The sequence below is a fragment of the Moritella sp. JT01 genome (assembly GCF_001574435.1).
Classification (GTDB): Bacteria; Pseudomonadota; Gammaproteobacteria; order Enterobacterales; family Moritellaceae; genus Moritella.
Map to the genome: position 1 here is coordinate 135,902 of NZ_LOCN01000007.1, position 18,550 is coordinate 154,451.

At 37.0% G+C, this 18,550-nt stretch carries 12 protein-coding genes and 1 tRNA gene; 4 read left to right on the forward strand and 9 right to left on the reverse strand.

What is annotated here, in order from left to right:
- Positions 1-76: 76 nt before the first annotated feature.
- Positions 77-2,056 (reverse strand): ExeM/NucH family extracellular endonuclease, encoded by a 1,980-nt coding sequence (locus AKG98_RS07275; RefSeq protein ID WP_228140240.1) that lies wholly within the window; start codon positions 2,054-2,056, stop codon positions 77-79.
- Positions 2,057-2,160: 104 nt separating this feature from the next.
- On the opposite strand from AKG98_RS07275, the gene murQ reads away from it, so the two are divergent.
- The gene (gene murQ / locus AKG98_RS07280; protein ID WP_067043558.1) at positions 2,161-3,054 is read left to right on the forward strand and encodes an N-acetylmuramic acid 6-phosphate etherase; all 894 of its coding nucleotides are present in this window, start codon (positions 2,161-2,163) and stop codon (positions 3,052-3,054) included.
- Positions 3,055-3,066: 12 nt separating this feature from the next.
- Here the strand turns inward: murQ and hspQ are convergent, their stop codons facing one another.
- Both hspQ and thpR read right to left on the reverse strand, forming a co-directional pair.
- Entirely contained in the window at positions 3,067-3,399 is a 333-nt protein-coding gene (hspQ, locus tag AKG98_RS07285) for a heat shock protein HspQ (protein WP_083543911.1), read from the reverse strand.
- 137 nt (positions 3,400-3,536) lie between these two features.
- Positions 3,537-4,073 (reverse strand): RNA 2',3'-cyclic phosphodiesterase, encoded by a 537-nt coding sequence (gene thpR / locus AKG98_RS07290; RefSeq protein ID WP_067043561.1) that lies wholly within the window; start codon positions 4,071-4,073, stop codon positions 3,537-3,539.
- 199 nt (positions 4,074-4,272) lie between these two features.
- Here thpR and AKG98_RS07295 point away from each other — a divergent pair, with 199 nt between their 5' ends.
- Entirely contained in the window at positions 4,273-4,611 is a 339-nt protein-coding gene (locus AKG98_RS07295) for an FKBP-type peptidyl-prolyl cis-trans isomerase (protein WP_067045104.1), read from the forward strand.
- Positions 4,612-4,741: 130 nt separating this feature from the next.
- On the opposite strand, the gene AKG98_RS07300 is transcribed toward AKG98_RS07295, so the two are convergent.
- The 3 genes from AKG98_RS07300 to AKG98_RS07310 all read right to left on the reverse strand — a co-directional run bounded on the left by AKG98_RS07300 (position 4,742) and on the right by AKG98_RS07310 (position 8,921).
- On the reverse strand, positions 4,742-5,935 hold the full coding sequence (locus AKG98_RS07300) for an iron-containing alcohol dehydrogenase (protein ID WP_067043564.1): 1,194 nt from the start codon (positions 5,933-5,935) through the stop codon (positions 4,742-4,744).
- Between the two features lie 204 nt (positions 5,936-6,139).
- Positions 6,140-7,630: an MATE family efflux transporter gene (locus AKG98_RS07305; protein WP_067043567.1), complete on the reverse strand. Its 1,491-nt coding sequence runs from the start codon at positions 7,628-7,630 to the stop codon at positions 6,140-6,142.
- Between the two features lie 82 nt (positions 7,631-7,712).
- A complete protein-coding gene (locus tag AKG98_RS07310; protein WP_067043570.1) occupies positions 7,713-8,921 on the reverse strand; it encodes a helix-turn-helix domain-containing protein in 1,209 nt (402 codons plus the stop codon).
- Positions 8,922-9,412: 491 nt separating this feature from the next.
- Here AKG98_RS07310 and AKG98_RS07315 point away from each other — a divergent pair, with 491 nt between their 5' ends.
- Positions 9,413-10,633: an alpha-xenorhabdolysin family binary toxin subunit A gene (locus AKG98_RS07315; protein ID WP_067043573.1), complete on the forward strand. Its 1,221-nt coding sequence runs from the start codon at positions 9,413-9,415 to the stop codon at positions 10,631-10,633.
- A gap of 128 nt (positions 10,634-10,761) precedes the next feature.
- A complete protein-coding gene (locus AKG98_RS07320) occupies positions 10,762-13,131 on the forward strand; it encodes a hypothetical protein (protein ID WP_067043576.1) in 2,370 nt (789 codons plus the stop codon).
- Positions 13,132-13,216: 85 nt separating this feature from the next.
- Here the strand turns inward: AKG98_RS07320 and AKG98_RS07325 are convergent.
- The 3 genes from AKG98_RS07325 to AKG98_RS07335 all read right to left on the reverse strand — a co-directional run bounded on the left by AKG98_RS07325 (position 13,217) and on the right by AKG98_RS07335 (position 18,354).
- Positions 13,217-13,307 (reverse strand) — tRNA-Ser (locus AKG98_RS07325).
- 128 nt (positions 13,308-13,435) lie between these two features.
- Positions 13,436-14,479 (reverse strand): RHS repeat-associated core domain-containing protein, encoded by a 1,044-nt coding sequence (locus tag AKG98_RS07330; protein ID WP_067043580.1) that lies wholly within the window; start codon positions 14,477-14,479, stop codon positions 13,436-13,438.
- A complete protein-coding gene (locus tag AKG98_RS07335; RefSeq protein WP_067043583.1) occupies positions 14,476-18,354 on the reverse strand; it encodes an RHS repeat protein in 3,879 nt (1,292 codons plus the stop codon). Before AKG98_RS07335 ends, AKG98_RS07330 begins: the two co-directional genes overlap by 4 nt.
- Positions 18,355-18,550: the final 196 nt, after the last annotated feature.

Consider the following 18,550-nt stretch of genomic DNA (forward strand, 5'->3'; position numbering starts at 1 on the left):
ACAGTATAGACACACCTCAATATTGGTAGTTTTATTATACAGTGATATTTTATTAATTGGGTATTTCTATGTTGTATTATTTTAACTCGATAAACAAAGGGTCATGATCGGATGAGAATGCAATCTTATTTAAAAAACCTTTGTCCTTATTTAATAATCGACTTTCTGCCGCATTAATATGCCATACTTTTTTAACCACTACATCCGATAAAAGGTCAGTATTAACCAATATGTAATCCAAACGACCCAATGCCTGAAACGAGTAAGTCCAGCTATCGGTATTTTCATTTATAAATGGATCATGATAACCAAAACCATTATCCAATTTAAGGTCTATTAATTGCTGACCGAGATAACTGTGTGTGCTGCCCTTTATCTTATAATAAGCATAGCGCGCTTGTTTATAATCAGTTAGCACTAACAGCGGGTCTTCTTTGGGATAACTATTCAAATCACCCAAGATAATCTTATCCCCACCTAGCCTCGCTAATGACTGCGCCAATACACTCGCGGCTAACGATCGAAACCCTGCACAATGCCCTTGTCTATCTTGCTTGAATTTTAATTTGGTTCTTTGCCATTTTTGCAGCGAAGTATTGTTCTTCCTGCTACTGATTCTTAATTTTTTTAACATTGCTGAGCGTTGCTTATCTGCAACACATTTAGAACCTTTAGATTTGAAATGGTTAACACTAATCGTGAGTTGTTCACTTTCTTTTTCATAACCACGGTCTCTCATAAAGGTGGGCGTTAATGCTGGTCGATGATAAGCATTACCCAAAATACTGCGCTGTATAGGCAGATCAATAACGCGGGTACTAACATGCTGAAGTTTAGATGGCCGATAAAAGCCAGCAACCGTTATTGCTCCCGAGCCTAAATAACGCCCTCGATATAAATCTGACTGATCAGGTTGCAGCATTTTGTACTGTTTATCTGGATCCTTTATTTGACGATTAACTAAGCTTAATAACCGTTGAATCGCCGAGTTTTTACCAAATCCATTGTTTTCTATTTCCATCAGACCAATAAAATCAGCATCAAGTGTGACTATTGTTTTAACCAATTTCGTTTCTTGTCGGTGTAGCGCTAATCGTGTTGTCGCGCCCCTATTTTGCCTTAATGGATTATGAGTTCCACCAGCGACGGTATTAAAATAATTAAGTAAATTGAAGCTAGCAATACGCAAATGATGAGTCGTCCGCGGGGGTAATGTTTCACGGTCACTTAAATGGGTGAATTGTATTTTAGAAACCTGATCATCCGTGACTAACCTAAATTCGCCATAACTAAATTGTAAAATACCCACAACGCCAGCAACCTTGTCATTAACACGTATATAATCAGATTTAGTTATTAATGTGGGACGACCAGATAGCTGTAAGTATAAGCGCCGTTGTTTGTTATTCAGGGCATGTTGGTCAGCGAAAATACTGCTAGGAAAAGCAGCCGTATTAGGATGGATATTTATCTGCTGATGACTAAGAATAATATTATAACGTTGCCAACGTCGATCATAATATAAAGGTTTAGTCACACGCATATCCGTCATATTGACCAAACGTACACGCATTCCCTCATAGCGTTCAAGGGTTTCTCTAAAGTTAGCGTCAACGGTTGCAACAACGATATTGGTAGGCGCTACCGCCTTAGCATCACCAAGCACGATTACTTCTGCTGTGGGATGTAATTGCGTCATACCGTAATATTCTTCAACAACACCTGTCACGCATACATTCGTATCAACCTTAATATTCGTCATGTCTGTGGTTCTGACAAAAATCCCTTTTGACGCGAGGCTCAACGTTGATTTATCTATTTGCTGCATGAAAAAACCCGCATTACGGCCCAGTTTCAACTTGGTAACAACCCCCTTAACAGTAAAGAATAAATCACTACGATATCGTTTACTTCCCTTTTTTATCACATAAGGAGAGCGATGCCCCTCCCCTTGTAATTGACTAATTGACTGATTCTCACCGATACAACTTATATTATTTTTATTCAATAATTCATTTGCATACACCCCATTAAGCAACAATATTATGCCGACCATGAATGTAAACAAGCGCCCTAGCATTCTATACATTTCTGTTTTAAACTCATCCCTATCAATCCTTTCAGTAGACCCCGCGTCTGTATTGTATGAGTGTAGTTATTATGGATATAAAATCGCTTACTTCAGAACAACGAAATTTAGCAAGTGCTAACCTAGATCAACTTTCAACATTAGAACTTGTTAAGCTATTCAACAGTGAAGACGAAAAAATCACTCAAGCTATCAAACTTGAATTACCCCTTATTGCAGCTTCAATTGACATGATTGCGCATGCATTTCAACAAAACGGGCGATTGATTTATATAGGCGCCGGTACATCCGGTCGTTTAGGTGTATTAGATGCATCGGAATGCCCACCAACATTCGGTGTAGGTAGCCAGCAAGTACAAGGTATTATCGCAGGTGGCGAAGCGGCAATGTTTAAAGCCCAAGAAGGGGCAGAAGATGATTTACATGCCGCGCAAGTTGATTTAAACCAGATCCAATTAACACCACACGATATTGTTGTTGGCATCGCCGCATCAGGTCGAACCCCCTATGTGATTGGCGGTTTAAATTTTGCCAATCAACTCGGCTGTAACACGATTGCAATCAGTTGTAATAATGACTCGCCAATAGCGGCCATTGCTAAAATTGCGATTACCCCTGTTGTGGGTCCTGAAGTACTCACAGGTTCAAGTCGTATGAAAGCCGGTACAGCACAAAAATTAGTACTCAACATGTTAAGTACAGGCGCAATGGTGAGAACAGGCAAAGTTTATCAAAACTTGATGGTTGACGTTAAAACCTCAAATAAAAAGCTGATTACACGCAGCGAAAACATCATTATGGATGTCACCGGTGTAGAGCGCGAACGCGCTCAAACATTATTGGTTCAAGCCAACCAGCATGTAAAATCGGCTATTTTAATGGAATTAAACGGCGTAGATTACAGTACTGCCACCCGACAGTTAGCAGACAATCAAGGTTTTTTACGTCAGGCTTTAACGTCGTAGTCACAAGGAAAATTAGCTAGCTTTATGCGCATTAATATAGTGCCCATTTTGTAAACCAGTAAAAAGTTTATTTACCATAGGATGATTTACTTTATTACCACTCTGGTCGACTTCTAGGTTTGTCTCTGCGACATAGGTTAAGCGTGTCGAATCATGGACAATCACATGATACCAAGGTTTATCTTTCGGCGGCCGACTGCGAGCAACTGATTGATACCATTCTTCAGGCAATTGGAAATACGGGTCTATGTCAATAACGACCCCTCTATAATCAAATAATTTGTGATGCACTAAGTCACCAATAGAGTACTTAGTCATAATAATATTGCATTTCGAATCTGCCATTTCTAACCCCTAATTCGACAAGACTACTCGTGTGATGGCCCTAACCGTAAAATAGCGCCGATCGGTAGTAAAATACAACCAACCATCTTGGCTTCTACAAGCGTTAATATCATCAACAATACGGTCTTAATTACTGTTCAGGTATTAGGTTTAGTGAATATATATTCCCTGCGCTTAACATATTTTGGCATTGGATCATGTTCAGCACAATACAATACAAATCCGGTAACTGATAACGCTGTTGAGACACGTTTACCCTTTTCTAATAGCGAATCAATCAATACATCACTGGGTCTATGAATACGAGCCACCGTAATATGTGGCACGTATTTACGCTCCTCGACGCTTATTCCCCGATGCAGCAATACCACAGTGATGAGTTGATGAAGGTCGGTCAGCGCCGCACTTGGCATAATATTAGTGACAAAAATTGTTTTAGCGCCATGAGATTTGAAAAATTGACAACCAGAAACCGCCAACGCAAAGGGGTCGACATTGACGGATATCAATTCGAGTTCAATGGCAGTCGCTTCTGCTTCAGTGACATTACCGATAAATCGCAGCGTTATATGTTTCGTATCCTGAGCGACGTTCTGCTCTGTCGTCGGAACAAGCGTATTCAATTCACGATCAACATCATTCGAGACTTCTATAGCAGTAAATAATCTTGGCATATTACACCCATGGAACACACGTAGTTATCATAAGGCTACAACTGCCTTACCTACTAATTATATGCATCAGTTCAACTGGCTGCCTGTTTTTCATAGTGCCGATCATGATCCTGCATACACTCGCGCGCATTTAATGATAATATCTCCCGTATTACGAGGCCAAATTGACCTCTCGATGGACTTTAATGAGATTAACTATATGACAGAATTACAAGTGACAGACCTCGTGATAGGTGAAGGTAAAGAAGCCGTGAAAGGTGCTTTAATCATGACGCAATATCGTGGATTTTTAAATGACGGAACCCAATTTGATTCGTCTTACGACAAAGGTAAACCATTTCAATGTGTAATTGGTACTGGCCGTGTGATTAAAGGTTGGGATCAAGGTATTATGGGGATGAAGGTGGGCGGTAAACGTAAACTGTTCGTCCCTTCAGAACTGGCTTATGGCGAACGTAAAATGGGGTCAGTGATCCCTGCGTATTCAGATCTAAGTTTTGAAATTGAGTTATTAGAAGTACTGACTCGCGACGACTAATACAAAAAAGACATTCATATCGATAAAGCTATCGTTATGAATGTCTTTTCTTAATATAATCTAATTATCACCCAACTATTGCTCGCCACATCTCTCTACCGTATCAATAGCATCACCACTAACAGCGTAGTTAACTCGCTGGTAATAACTTCTTCAACAAGCTCTCACATTGTACTCTGTTCATCAGTTTCGGCACAGGGTATTCACAATACGCTTCTTTCACTGCACGTTTCGCCAGTTCAGGGATGTCATCAGCTTGAAGCTCTGGGAAGTCAGCTTGAATATTCAAGGTTTTATTCAATGCCTTCACACCGGCAACAAACTTATGCGCCGCTTCAATTTGAGTATCATCGCTCGTCGCAAGTCCTGCTGCAATAGCCAGTTCAGCATAACGACATAATGCACTCTCAAATGAGAATTCAAGGACATGTGCTAAGATCACTGCATTCGCAAGGCCATGAGGAATATGGTAATACCCTCCCATTTGATGCGCAATTGCATGCACATAACCAATCGATGCACGGGTAAAGGCAACACCGGCATTAAAGCTAGCAATAGACATTTGACGTCTGGCTTCTACATCGCTGCCATCTGCATATGCTTTTGGTAGGTTGGCGAAAATACGTTTTACCGCATCATAACCATACGCTTTCGTCTGCTCTGTCGCGTAACAACCAATATAAGATTCAACCGCATGCGTTAATGCATCGATGCCAGTTTCAGCGGTGATTTTAGCCGGAAGTCCTAACATCAATAGCGGATCAAGAATGGCAACAGCTGGCACCAAGCTTGGGTCTACGATAGTAAATTTTTGTTTTTTATCCGGGTCTGTTACCACAGCAACAACCGTCGCTTCAGATCCTGTACCCGCCGTCGTTGGAATCGCGATAAATGGCGGTAAAGCTTTACGCACACGTAGCAAACCAACCAATTTCTTCGCGTCGACATTTTTAACGGCAGCAGCCGCAATGCCTTTAGCACAATCCATCGGTGAACCACCACCTAAAGCAATCACGCTATCACAGCCGTTTTGTTTATAACACTTCAGGCCATTAGCAATTAATTGCAATGTTGGATCTGGGGTTACGTCATCAAACAAGACGTAGTCAATATTTGCAATCTCTAACGCATCTGTTAATTGCTTCGCAATACCAAGTTTAACAAGCATCGCATCGGTGACAATCATAGGTTTAGCACCGCCGAGTTCTTTTAATACTACCGCTGTTTGTACGACCGAGCCTTCACCTTCAATAAGTTTAGGAAGCGGGATTGGTATTAACTTATTTACTTGTCCGCGTATTTTTATAATGGTTTGATGTAACATACGTCTCCATTTAAATTTTTATTTAGATACATAAAACAAGTATTACTTAATTACCCGAGCCTAATGTTGCAAGTCTCAAAATAACCCGATTAAGAACTTGTTTCTCTTTCGAAAGCATTATTATCGAGTTTACATCACTTTGTTAAAATTAAAGTACTAATTTAGTTTTGACTTTATTATTAGTTTCTTTTATTTACTTACAGGTTAAGAGTTAACATTTTTTCCATTTTCATCTAACAACAGGTTACAACCTTTGCTATCACATTCTTCGCTGTACATACCAAACTGCGAACATTCAGAAGACAACGCATTCACTGTCGATGTCGTTGTAACCTCAGTCAGTTTATCTACTAGCACTTGATCACTATTGGTTTTACATTCTTTTTGTTTTATCAGCTTAAATGCCAACATGATAGAAGCAATACCAAAGAAGACAGACCCCAGCGCCTGACCGATTAAGATTCCTTTAACGCCCGCAATTTCGGCACCAATAAGGACAAATGGGATCGTGCCCAGTGTCGCTTTGCCCATATTAAACCAAGTCGAATATTTAGGTTTACCCAGATTGTTGAAACTTGCATTAGCAATAAACATCATGCCATTAAAAATAAACGTCAGCGCTAATAAACGGCAAAACAAAGTAACCACTTCAACCGCATCACCAGTCAGATTAAAACCACTGATCAAGTAATCTTCGAGCAAATACAGAATCAAAGACACCAGAATCACATAACCTGCACAGAACCATAATGCGTCTTTTAGACTTTTACGCACGCGCGGGATTAATTTAGCACCGTAGTTTTGTCCTAAAATAGGTCCAATCGCCCCAGATAACGCGAAGATCATCCCAAATGCAACCGGTAGAATACGGTTAATGGTGGCATAACCCGCCATAAAGCTATCACCAAATTCCGCAATACTACGCGTGACAAACGCATTACCGATTGGCGTTGCAATATTCGTTAGCATTGCTGGTAGCGCGATCGCCATAATAAAGGGAAATTGCGCTTTAAAATCATTGACATGCCAACGGCCTAATAGCTTGTGCTTTGAATAAGCCCCATAAAATGACAGTGCAAATACAGCGCAACGGGACAGCACACTCGCGATGGCCGCACCTTCAATACCCATGCCTAACGTAAAAATGAAAATAGGATCTAATATCGCATTCACTAAACCACCGCCAATCGTCGATAGCATAGATAGTTTACCATCACCGACTGCACGTAAACTCGCACCGAGTGACATAGCGATCGACATTAGCGGCATTGACGGGACTAAGATTTGTAAATACACAGTCCCTAAACGTAACGTCTCGCCTTTGGCACCCAACAAACTCAACAGCGTTGCAATATTAAACCAAGTTAATAACATGATGATCAGTGATACAAAAATAGTAACGACGCTGACATTCGTCACATAAGACTCTGCACTCTCACGTTTCCCCTGCCCTAAAGCTTTAGATACCAATGCACCCATCGCAATAGACAAACCAATTGAAATTGAGGTGGTGAAAAAGGCCACCGTACCCGCATAACCAACAGCCGCAGCTAAGTGTTTCTCACCAAGTAAACTGAGATAAAAAAGATCGAGTAAATCGACGAGGAAAAGACAAGTTAAGCCAATAGCACCTGTAGAGCTCATATAAATGATATGAGACAGCGTAGAGCCTTGCGTGAATTTAGCGGTGGTCATAAGAGATCTGAATAATCAATGAGGGAATAGAGTTACTATTAGTAACATTGTGGTTTAAATATCGCAATGCAGAAAGTAAAAGTTAATATAGTGGATGTTCTTCAAACAACCACATCTTATTAGCGGAAATTGATACCCATAGAGATTGGTCCCCCCATTCTTCAACCTTCCAAATGACACGTTTTTCTGTAATTTTTTTGCTCCATTTGTCTTTCATGATACGATTAAAAGGGATGATATCTATCGTTCTATTTTTCATAATTAACGCTGCGGTACCGACGTTGTTATCAAAACTAAGCGTAAAATCACCGCTACGGCTAATAAAAGTATTTTTTGTATCTGATTTTTTTGAATATAATATAGAGCCTTTATACTTCCCTTCATATGTTTTATCTTTAATCTTGAATTCTTTAAATCCGCTTTTGACCTGATTGTTAAAATCGAAAAGAAAGCGCACTTTATCCGTTATGGTGAGTTGTTCATCTACAAACATATAGTTAGTCGCGCTCATCATCACCCCTGTAAATAGCGGGAACCCACTTTTAATTTTTTGCTGTAATGAGAACCACTCTTTCACTTTATTAGCCGCAATATTCTCTTCATTGGCAGGTAATTCTAATACTTTGCTTACAGTACTGTCACACATAATGGCATTATTACTTAATGGACAAGCTAGAATATAGGTTTTATTATTGGTTATAAAAGAAAATACCTTACTTTTAGTTGGTATTTTATCAGAGAACATTTCAATCATAACTTTTCTATCTTTGTTTATATTCTCATTTGAGATAAATGTAAGATAGTTGCCATTATGTATATAGTTTGTTTGAGGAGACAAGAAACCCAATTCTTCATTATTACTTTCACTGTGTAGAAACTGATCATAGAGTATGTAGGGTAATAGTAAACAAATTAAAAATGGCAGTATATTTGTCGCTTTTATCTTATAGATAGAGTGCGCTTGTAAAAATAACGCATCTTCCGATAATACCTCCGCATTTTTAACGGTATAGCCCTGATTAAATACAGTCGCAATAACATCATTCGCGCCACATAATGATAATTTTTTTCTTAGCGAATAAATAGCTTGTGTTAAAGATTGATCGGTTACTTCCAGTCCTGGCCAGCCTATTACTTTCAGCTCTTCTTTAGAAACAACAGACCCCCTTTTGATACATAACAAGTCTATGATTTCTTTTTCTGATGAATTTAATTTCTGTGTCCTTACTGGACTTTTAAGCTTCGCTTTTATTTTACAAAAAATGACATTGTTTGAAATTTGGTATGTCATGAAAGGAACCTTCTATCAGGATAATGAATTAACATCATAATAATTAACATCTTATATGCCAATTAGCATATATAACCTGAAAAGCTAAATATTGCTATATATTTCTTATTGAGTATTTAATAAAGATGAACGTTCTAATTTAAATAGTCAGAATTTAGATGGTGCCTATGTAGGAGATATTTTGTAATTTACAATGTTAAAAATTATTTTCTAAATCCCCCCCTGTTTATGTATTAATACTGCGATTAACTGTGCTGGTTAGCAATAACATTGCGTTTTATACATATTTAAAATAAAAATAAAACACTTATAAATCAATGATTTTATACTCATAAATAATCATAAATATAATTGGAAATTTTAATACATATAAAATTTCGATCTGTGTTCCAAAAATAATCATATCGCTCTGGCATATTCCTATCGCGGAAAAGGATTAATATTTCTTAAACCGTAAAAATAAAATGATATTTATCTAGAGGAACAGACAAATGAAAGTGAAAACAACTAATAAACGACTACGTGGCTTCAAAATTAGCTTACTTGCTTTATCTGTCGTAGGCTCAACATTATTGCATGCACAAACCGTAACTGAAATTCCTCCTCTTGATTATGATACTATCCAAGGCGATTTTGGAGGTGACTCATTATTTATTGATACAGGGTCAGATACATCCTTACTTTCATCCGCAGAATGGTATCAAATTCAAGCCTATGCAACGGCTGCAGTTTCATTACCAAAAACAGAAGCATCTTTACGCACACTCACAAAATTCCCCGCTAACGATGAATTTACGTATGAATATCAGAATTTACTCACTGAATTTACCAACATTAATCAGTCCGGTCATGATTGGAACTCAACTATTTACCCAAGCATTGTTGATTTAGCGTTGCAGCTTGCAAACTACGGCGATATACATCCGAAACTTATCTTACCGATGATAGAGCAGATCACCCAACTACAACAAAACGCAATAAGCTTTAACCTTTCGGCTGCAGCGGTGAATCGTGATGCAGCACTCGCATTTTTAAATGTATTGAAAAACTTTACACATTTACAACAACAAGCAACAACGAAGGCCGTTGAGGATTTAAAGCAGTTCTCAGCCGATGTTGAAGCACAAAAAGCACAACTTGATGTTATTGAAGGCGATTTTTCAACATTATTAAGCAGCGCTACTATTAGTACGTTAAGAGAGAACATCCGTCTGTTAAGCGATGAAATAGCAGGTTACAGGAGCGATCTAAGTGAAGCGAAACGTAATATTGGCCTCTGCGCAATAGGAGGTCCGCTTGTTTTAATTATTTGTGGCAGTATTGAAGGCGCTAGAAAAGACAGGTTAGATAATTTGATTGAAGATGTAAACAATCAAATAAATTCGGCAAATGCAAGTTTAGAACATGCGGTTAACCTTGCTGCTTCTTACGAACTCGCGCACTCAAACATCGATGACATGCTGACACATATTGAAAATGCACTTCCTAAACTTAAAAAAGTACAACAACACTGGCAGGGCCTAGAAAGTGATTTTGACTCTCTCACTACATCGTTAAACTCATTAGATAGTGATGACGCCTTACGAAATGCCAATTTAATGGTAGCTGGTATTGTTAGTAGTCCACTAGCTGGAGCCGTAGGGCCTAAATGGCTCGAAATAAGCACTAAGGCGAGAAGATTTGCGCAAAACGCTTATGTGATCATGGAATAGAAATATTTATTAACACTATTTGTCTGGCTCTATTTATCTAACGCTATTCAGGGTTAGATAAATAACAGTAACGACCTATATCGACTCAATCAATATTATTCATATTTCGATGATCATAAGGACATAAGATGAAAGTTTTAAACACTTTTATTATGACACTCAGTTTATTATTTAGCTTTGCCGTTAACGCCACTGACTGGGTTGATTATTATAAGCTTGCACAACCTAAAAATTTACCGGAGAGCGTGACTGAAAAAACGATTACCAATGATGGGCAGACTTATTTAGCCTCGGGAATGTTGTTAGATTTAAGTACTATTTTAAATGATTATTCATTAACGACTGGTACTAATAAACCGAATGTAATCGTAATTGTTGCAGATACACTGGTTGTTACTGAAAGTGTTATCACAAACTTAACGAATCAGAGATTATTTATATTTGCGAGAAACATTACCGGCGATAAAGCCGTCACATTGAATATAGATGCAAGAACGCCAAACTCAGTCAGCTTGGGAATATTTGTAAAAAACATTAATGATAATATAAACGTGATCACCCTACTCCCGTCTGGTTATGAGTTTGATATTGTGGAACCAGTAACGGATGGTTTTGGTGAAATTTATACTATCTCAGAAACAGTATATAACAAGACCGTAATAAAGAATGAAATAGACGGCTTGATCGCAATTGATCTTAGCCCATACTTAGCTGTTTTTAATCATTCTTTTGACATGGCAGCATCTATTTTTGATAACGCACCAGAACTTAGCGTTGCAATGCTTGACTGGGTTGAAAGCGTATTAAGGTTCACGCCGGTTACAATTGCTAACAACGTAGAATTAAAGTCACTCTATTTACAAGTATCAAACTTAAAGCAATTCATTCAACTCTCTTACAATAATCCTAATTATGTGCCGAGCTTAAACCATGATATGTATGAATATACCTATGCGAGTTATTTAGCTGCAATGGGCGCTTATGAAGACAAATATCAGAACTATATTGATCGAAATATCGTGCTTGCAGATCGTAAGCAGTTTGCCCTTCTCATGCTTGAAGATTTGCAAAGCGTCAGTAATGCTGAATTTGCGATTATTGAAAGGTCCGTTAACCAAGTCAATCAGTTAAGACAGTCGCTTATTAAGCAAACGACTAACTATCAAGGCCAAGATACCAATATACTTAAAGCTCAAATTGCGTTTAGACAAGGTTTAGAGACTTTTCAAGACCGTGCAACCATACAAACCGTGTTTGATGTAGTCAGTGCAATAGCTAATGCCGGTACCGCGATTGCAGGTTCTGCTGGCGGTGACCCGAGTGGTTTAATTAAATTCATAGCGACTCTCCCTGACTTAGGCACAAAAATAATCCTGTTAAAGAAACAATTAGATTATATTGCGAAAAAACAGCGTGAGATTCAAGAATCACTAGCTGCTGTCGACTCTTTCTCTAACGATGTTAAATATCAAGTTGTGGTCGATGATATCGCGAAATTCTATAATTCGATCCAGCATACAGTACCTACACTGGAAGCATCGAATCTAGTGTGGGATGAATTCCTCATTGATGCTCGCGCTAACTTTGCGCCTGTGATTAGTGCGGGTGTTCCAGGGGCTACGCCATATCTTGCAGAGCTAGAAAGGCTTGCAGCGCAAGCAAAAGCGATTTCAGCAACAGAGATTAATTTGGCTCAAGAGTTATCAAGACAGATTGATTTAAGAATTGCGAGTCAAGTTAATGCGGCCAATATCAACCGGGTATCAGCGCTTATTTCGTCGATTGATGACGATGCAAGTGCAGTTAACGCGTTAGAAGACGCATTTTTTCGCACCTTGAGTAACCTTAAGCGCCCTATGTTTATCGCCCTTGCCAATTACCAGTCTGCGTTTGCTTACTGGTCTTTAGAAGAGAGTGTTGTCACCCCGTCGTTAAACAAGTCATTTGCTGCTTATACGCGGGATCTTGCGTTTATGCGTGAGCAGGAAGCTGCTAGTTTGGATCGGTTTTACCCACGTCCACAAGATTTTTCGTCGATTAGTCATAACATTAGTGACATAGATCAGTTAGCCGAATTTAAAAATACCGGTATTTTACATTTCACCTTACCCTTAAATAGCACCATATTTGCAGATTTCGACAGAGTAAGACTAGATGAAGCCAGTGTATTGATAGAAGGCTCTGAACTACCGACAGGTTTGTATAACATTGACCTACTATCAAGTGGTACTTATCAAGATAGAAGGTATCAAGATAATTACACTTTTACAGCCATGCCATTATTTAGAAGAATAATTTACAATTTGGTCAATAGTCAAACACAAGAAGTGAATATTCTGACAAGTGGCGCTATCGCATCTGATTATGCGTTAAACTATTTTATGCCAACTCCTTTTACAACTTGGACCATAAAATTAAATAACTGGGAAAATATCGACCTGAGTACAATAAATAATATTAAAATTAGCTTTTCTGGAAATGGAATTCCAACTTTCTAGGTCAACAATTTTGTGTATTACATAGCTAAATACAGAAAGCAAAAAGCCGATACTTAAATGAATAAGTATCGGCTTCTCTAATAGATGGCGGAGGAGGAGAGATTTGAACTCTCGAGGAGCTATTAACCCCTGCTGGTTTTCAAGACCAGTGCATTCGGCCACTCTGCCACCCCTCCGCAGCAATGAACGAACAATATAGAAGTAGACTTTAGTTGTAAATACAAATATTGCATTAAACAACAGCCCCGCTCACCTTAGCAACAACTGGTTCAGAAAACACACCAAATTAGACGTGATAATAGCGTTAATAATATCCATTCCGAATTTTTTTATCAATATCAAGGCCAGCTACGATAATATCAGCACCACGGGTCAGCTCCTTAACGTCACCCATGAATCCCAACTTCCTTGAACGGTTACCTAACTTTGTTTTAGGCTGACGTGACTTTGGCTTAAGCCCCTTAGCTTTAAAGTTACATCCAACTTTAGATATACTTCCAACTATACCAACTATAGCGCCTGCTTGTTTTATTCCATCATTATCACTTGCAGTACCTACAACAGTGAGGGTTGCAGCTGTTACAGATATTGACTCGTTTACAACTTTCCACACTCCTTGCATTTTCTTAACCGTTGACGCAGTATTCGATATGGAACTCAGAGCTTGAGTCGCAGCCCCCAAATTAGCTATTGCAGAAACCACACTGCAAGCAAGTCCCACGTAATTGAGGGTATCCTTAAGTGTTCCTTCTTCTTGAGTTGCAGCAGCTAGAGAGAATGTTGTTCCAGCAATTCCGGCTATAGCTCCTACGACAAGTAGAGGATTCGCCGTCACTACACCTGCAACAAGGGTTAAACCATTAATAATATAAGCAAACGTATATCGCAATGCTTCCGATAAACTAATAGAACGTCCAGTGGGGTCTATAAATAAAACGGGATCCCCCATAGCATAGCTATAACCATTAACCCCCCCTTCACCAAAGGGAGAGGCGTCTGAATCGAACTGCATAAAACACATTAACGATGGTCTATAGTGTCGATACCCCCCCCCTAAATTATAGCCTTTTGTAATAGGGTCTATACGTTCCCCATTAAAGCCGATAGGATTAACTAAAATTGATATGGTTGGTCTTAATGGTATACGTGTCACAGTAAATAAACCTACTGCTGATGATGATGAGGGATAAAAATTAACTAAACCACCGCATGCAATGAGAATTGAACCTCTGGCCATAAAATTACGCTTTGATAAATTAGGCGTATCATCTAATGATATATTTCGTTGACTCGACTTTTTTAATACCATTTTAGATAATAAATGATTATTTATATTCTTAGACATCATTTATCTCCTTGGCTATTTAAAGCATGATTCATCTCATTACGATTACCATATAAACTATAATTAAAATTAACGTCATTATTATCAAAATCAATTACTGACAATACAGAACCATTTTGATTACAAATGTAGTATTCAATAAATATATCCCCATTGATATCAATAAAACGGCCAATTTTTTGATTATCATGTATCAAGTAGAAAACTTTCTCTCCACTAGAAGGTACCATCTCTGCAATAAGTACATCGTTATCATAAAAATAAAATAAACTATCTTTATTACCATCACCTTGCTTTATCTTTTGTCTGGTTAGTTTATTATTACAGTCATAACTATAGATTGTCTGTTGATCGCCTTTTCTTACTTTCCTCAATTTATTATTATGATCATAGCTATATACACATTCATTTTCATCATTAAGTCTATTGCCATTCGTATCATAGCTAAATGACATATTAGGATAATCAATATTACTATTAGATATAGATTCTAAACGAGAAGGGTTATCACGCATATACTCATAAGTCGTCGTGTTTTTACTCGTTATCCCCTGCAATACACTGGAACATTCTCTTATATTACCTAAATCATCATAGCTAAACGCCTGAAATGATATTGGGTTATTGTTGCTATCATACGGAAGTTCTGTTCCTCGATTGGTTACCGTTTCTACCCTTCCCATATTAGAATAAGTGAATACCTCAGTTAGAACATTATCCTTCCCACGAATATGACTTCTCTCTTCTACCTTCCCAATACAGTCAAACGACAGATTAGCTTCCTCTATTAGCACGCCATTTTTAAAAAATTGACGTCCTTTTTCACGGCCTACCTTATCATAAGAAAATAATGTCGTAATTGTATTAGATAAATGGCTATATCCTAAATCTTTTAGTTCTTTAGATTCAATTTGACCATAGTCATTATAAGTTATTTCTAATGTAGCAAGACCATAAAATTTAATAAACCATACTCGACCAAGTTGATCATGACTATAAATAATTTGATGACTATTATCATCATTAAACGTTAACTCTTGTCTACGTACGCAATTACTTATTGAGTAGTCGTAATCCAAAGAAAATTTCACCTCACCGCTATTATCATCATCTTTTTTAACTGTCGTTGTATGACTCGACAATATACCGCTTGGTGTGTAGCTATATTCAGTAAATATGCCATCTATTTCACCTTCATCTAAATTTCCAGTTATATCATCGTGAGTCAAAATCAGATGGAATAAATCAAACTCATCATTAACGGCCCCTTCTTTCTCGGTTTCCGTGATGCAATCCAATATAATATTACTCGTAATCTTTATCCTAGTTCCATCAGCCATAATTTTAACTGTAGGGTTTAAATCTTTACTATCACTATATTCATAGGCTGTTTCTCCCGACATATTTTTATTTTTATAGCAGCGGCCTATTGCATCAAAATCTTTACTTCCGAGTAGTTCACCATCTAATGATTTTTCAAGAATAAATTCACCTGAAAAATTATCACTAAATTTATTTTTTATAATTTGGCCATTAGCCATTATTACTTTATTCAAACGGCCAAATATATCATAACTATAATATTCCTTGTGCCCAAGATGATTAATTTTATCCTCAAGATTTCCCCAATCATCATAACTCCTGATTGTTTTTTCATAAGTTATTTCTGACGCATCAATAATTTCAGTACAAACCTCAAGACCTCGTTCATCAAAATATGTTTTAACAGAGCACAATCCAGGATTATATTCTGTCAATGTCATAGCAACAGGATCTCTAATTAATAATTTAACCGTCCCATCAGGATTCGTTACTTTAATTTCTTCGTTGAACTCATTATACTTAGTTGTTGTTACACATTTAGATTTAATATCTTGGTCATAGCTAGTCTCAGAAACCACATTACCAAATGAATCATACTCTTTCGTTCTTATTAAATCCCAAACGGCTTCTAATGCATCTTTTATATACTTACTAATCTCATTACCTTGTCCATCATAAGTATATTTGCACTCACTCCCATTTTCATTCATAAATATAACTGAATTTGACACATACCCTTGTGCTTTAAATAAATATTTACAGTTAAATTCAACCTCATGTTTTGTACCAAAAGCTACTGATTTATTAAGTACTTTCCCTAATGAATTGTAGGTTGTCTTTGTAACTAAATTTCTATGGTCAACCTCTTCTAATGGCAGTCCTGTTAATAAGCAGGCAGTTTGTTTATAGGAATGTATAATACTACTACCTTTTTCGGCAATCTTATCTAGGTAGTTTCTTAATTCATTAACGACAAACGTACCATTTCCAGGCAGTTCGTAAGTATATACGGCGGTTACTGAATATGTTCCATATGATTTTACTTCTTGACGTACAAGACCAAAATTCATGTCATCATTTATAACATCATAATAATCGTAGCTTGTATTAAATGAATGCGTATTTTCTTCTTTAACAGGCCTTATAATATTATGCCCGCCCTTATTAATGCCTATTACATCGTAAGTATAATCCGTGATTTTTCTTTCTTTATTTACATCTTTATTAATTGGTTTTTCTATTATCTTATCTATATAATTAATAAAATTGTGTGGATCTTGAGGACCATCTCCTCCTTTAGCTGGATAGTATTGATATTCAACCTCTCCACTAGGGCTTACCTCTAGTGTTAGATTTCCACATCGATCATAAGCAGTGGTAATTTCAGATTCGCGTTCACCTGAATCAAAATAGTATCGCTTCCTTTCACTTGTTTGCAGGCTATAGTTATCTTTTTGTCCAGTGAAGTCTCGTCTTTCATCATCATTGTACTCATACTTAATTTTGCTTATCATATTGTTGTTAACAAAATTTATCTCTTCGGTTAATAAATGAAAACGGTTGTACGTACGCTTAACTGAATGTGTTTCCCCCTTATTATTTACCGTTTCTATTGAAGAGTAATTATATGGTTTATTTATTTCTAACAAGGGATCAAGATAAGGTTTAAATTTACCCGCTAATTCAGATCCTAAATAATTATGCTTACTAAAATCAAAGTCAACCCTAGTTCGATCTCTCCCATTAATAATAGTATGATGAAGTACTCTAGGTAAATTTTTTGTAGGTGCTCCTGACATTAAAGGCAATGAAGTATATTCTAATCTTTCTATTAACAAAGTAGGATGCGTAATCGTTTTAATCACATCAAAATTAATTGAAAATTTATCATATTCAAATTTATAAAAAAGTTCTTCATTATCAGGTAAAGATACAGAACTTAATCGCCCTCCACTAATCTCTTTTTTTAATAAAACACTCGTTTTTTTTCCTTCTTTCGTTGCGCTAATAATTTCAACTTGAGACCTATCGTACTTAATAGTAATAGAGTTTGTTTTACTCGAGTCTCTTATTGAACGTATTAATCCATCTGTTGTGTAAATAAAGTATAAAGACTCGCCAAGTGCATTGGTTATCTTTGATAATAAACCATCACTTTTTCGAAAGTACTCTTTTGTTCCATCTTTATGAATTACTGTTAACACGTAAGAACCAGATGTATGTTTTATAATTTTCATATCATTTGGTTTATTGTAATAAGGATTTGCCTTTTTATGTAAAGAATAACTTCGACCATTGGTCAAAAACAACATGTTATTTTTTAAATCATATTTACCTATATTATCAACCCAACCATTTCCAGCCCAAGTTTCTGTCTTACTTTTCATAAAAGAATAAGATATTGATAATGTAAACTCAGGTCCTTTAGTAAAATTACCGATTAAACTACCCAGATTAATTTGAACCCCAAACCCACCAGTTTTTGGATTAGGCCCTGATACTAAATGGTCTGAAAAATTAAATGCATTCGAAACAATTTCGTCAATATCACTCATAATAAAGTCCTTTCTTAAAATAAAAAGCAGTTGTTAAAATTAAGTGGTCAACTAATTTTGGCCACCGTTTTGTATCCTAACCAGTATATTTTTCTTCTGATTATTTTTATTGAGAGTAAATCAAAAGTAATTGCTCTAAATTTTATTTAGGCCCACTACTCCACACCTAATAGCTACAAAAGACATCACATACAAT

Coding starts and splice junctions, on each gene's coding strand:
- hspQ (WP_083543911.1), bottom strand. CDS start 3,399: ATGGCAGATTCGAAATGCAATATTATTATGACTAAGTACTCTATTGGT.
- AKG98_RS07320 (WP_067043576.1), top strand. CDS start 10,762: ATGAAAGTTTTAAACACTTTTATTATGACACTCAGTTTATTATTTAGC.
- thpR (WP_067043561.1), bottom strand. CDS start 4,073: ATGCCAAGATTATTTACTGCTATAGAAGTCTCGAATGATGTTGATCGT.
- murQ (WP_067043558.1), top strand. CDS start 2,161: ATGGATATAAAATCGCTTACTTCAGAACAACGAAATTTAGCAAGTGCT.
- AKG98_RS07330 (WP_067043580.1), bottom strand. CDS start 14,479: ATGATGTCTAAGAATATAAATAATCATTTATTATCTAAAATGGTATTA.
- AKG98_RS07335 (WP_067043583.1), bottom strand. CDS start 18,354: ATGAGTGATATTGACGAAATTGTTTCGAATGCATTTAATTTTTCAGAC.
- AKG98_RS07315 (WP_067043573.1), top strand. CDS start 9,413: ATGAAAGTGAAAACAACTAATAAACGACTACGTGGCTTCAAAATTAGC.
- AKG98_RS07275 (WP_228140240.1), bottom strand. CDS start 2,056: ATGGTCGGCATAATATTGTTGCTTAATGGGGTGTATGCAAATGAATTA.
- AKG98_RS07310 (WP_067043570.1), bottom strand. CDS start 8,921: ATGACATACCAAATTTCAAACAATGTCATTTTTTGTAAAATAAAAGCG.
- AKG98_RS07295 (WP_067045104.1), top strand. CDS start 4,273: ATGACAGAATTACAAGTGACAGACCTCGTGATAGGTGAAGGTAAAGAA.
- AKG98_RS07300 (WP_067043564.1), bottom strand. CDS start 5,935: ATGTTACATCAAACCATTATAAAAATACGCGGACAAGTAAATAAGTTA.
- AKG98_RS07305 (WP_067043567.1), bottom strand. CDS start 7,630: ATGACCACCGCTAAATTCACGCAAGGCTCTACGCTGTCTCATATCATT.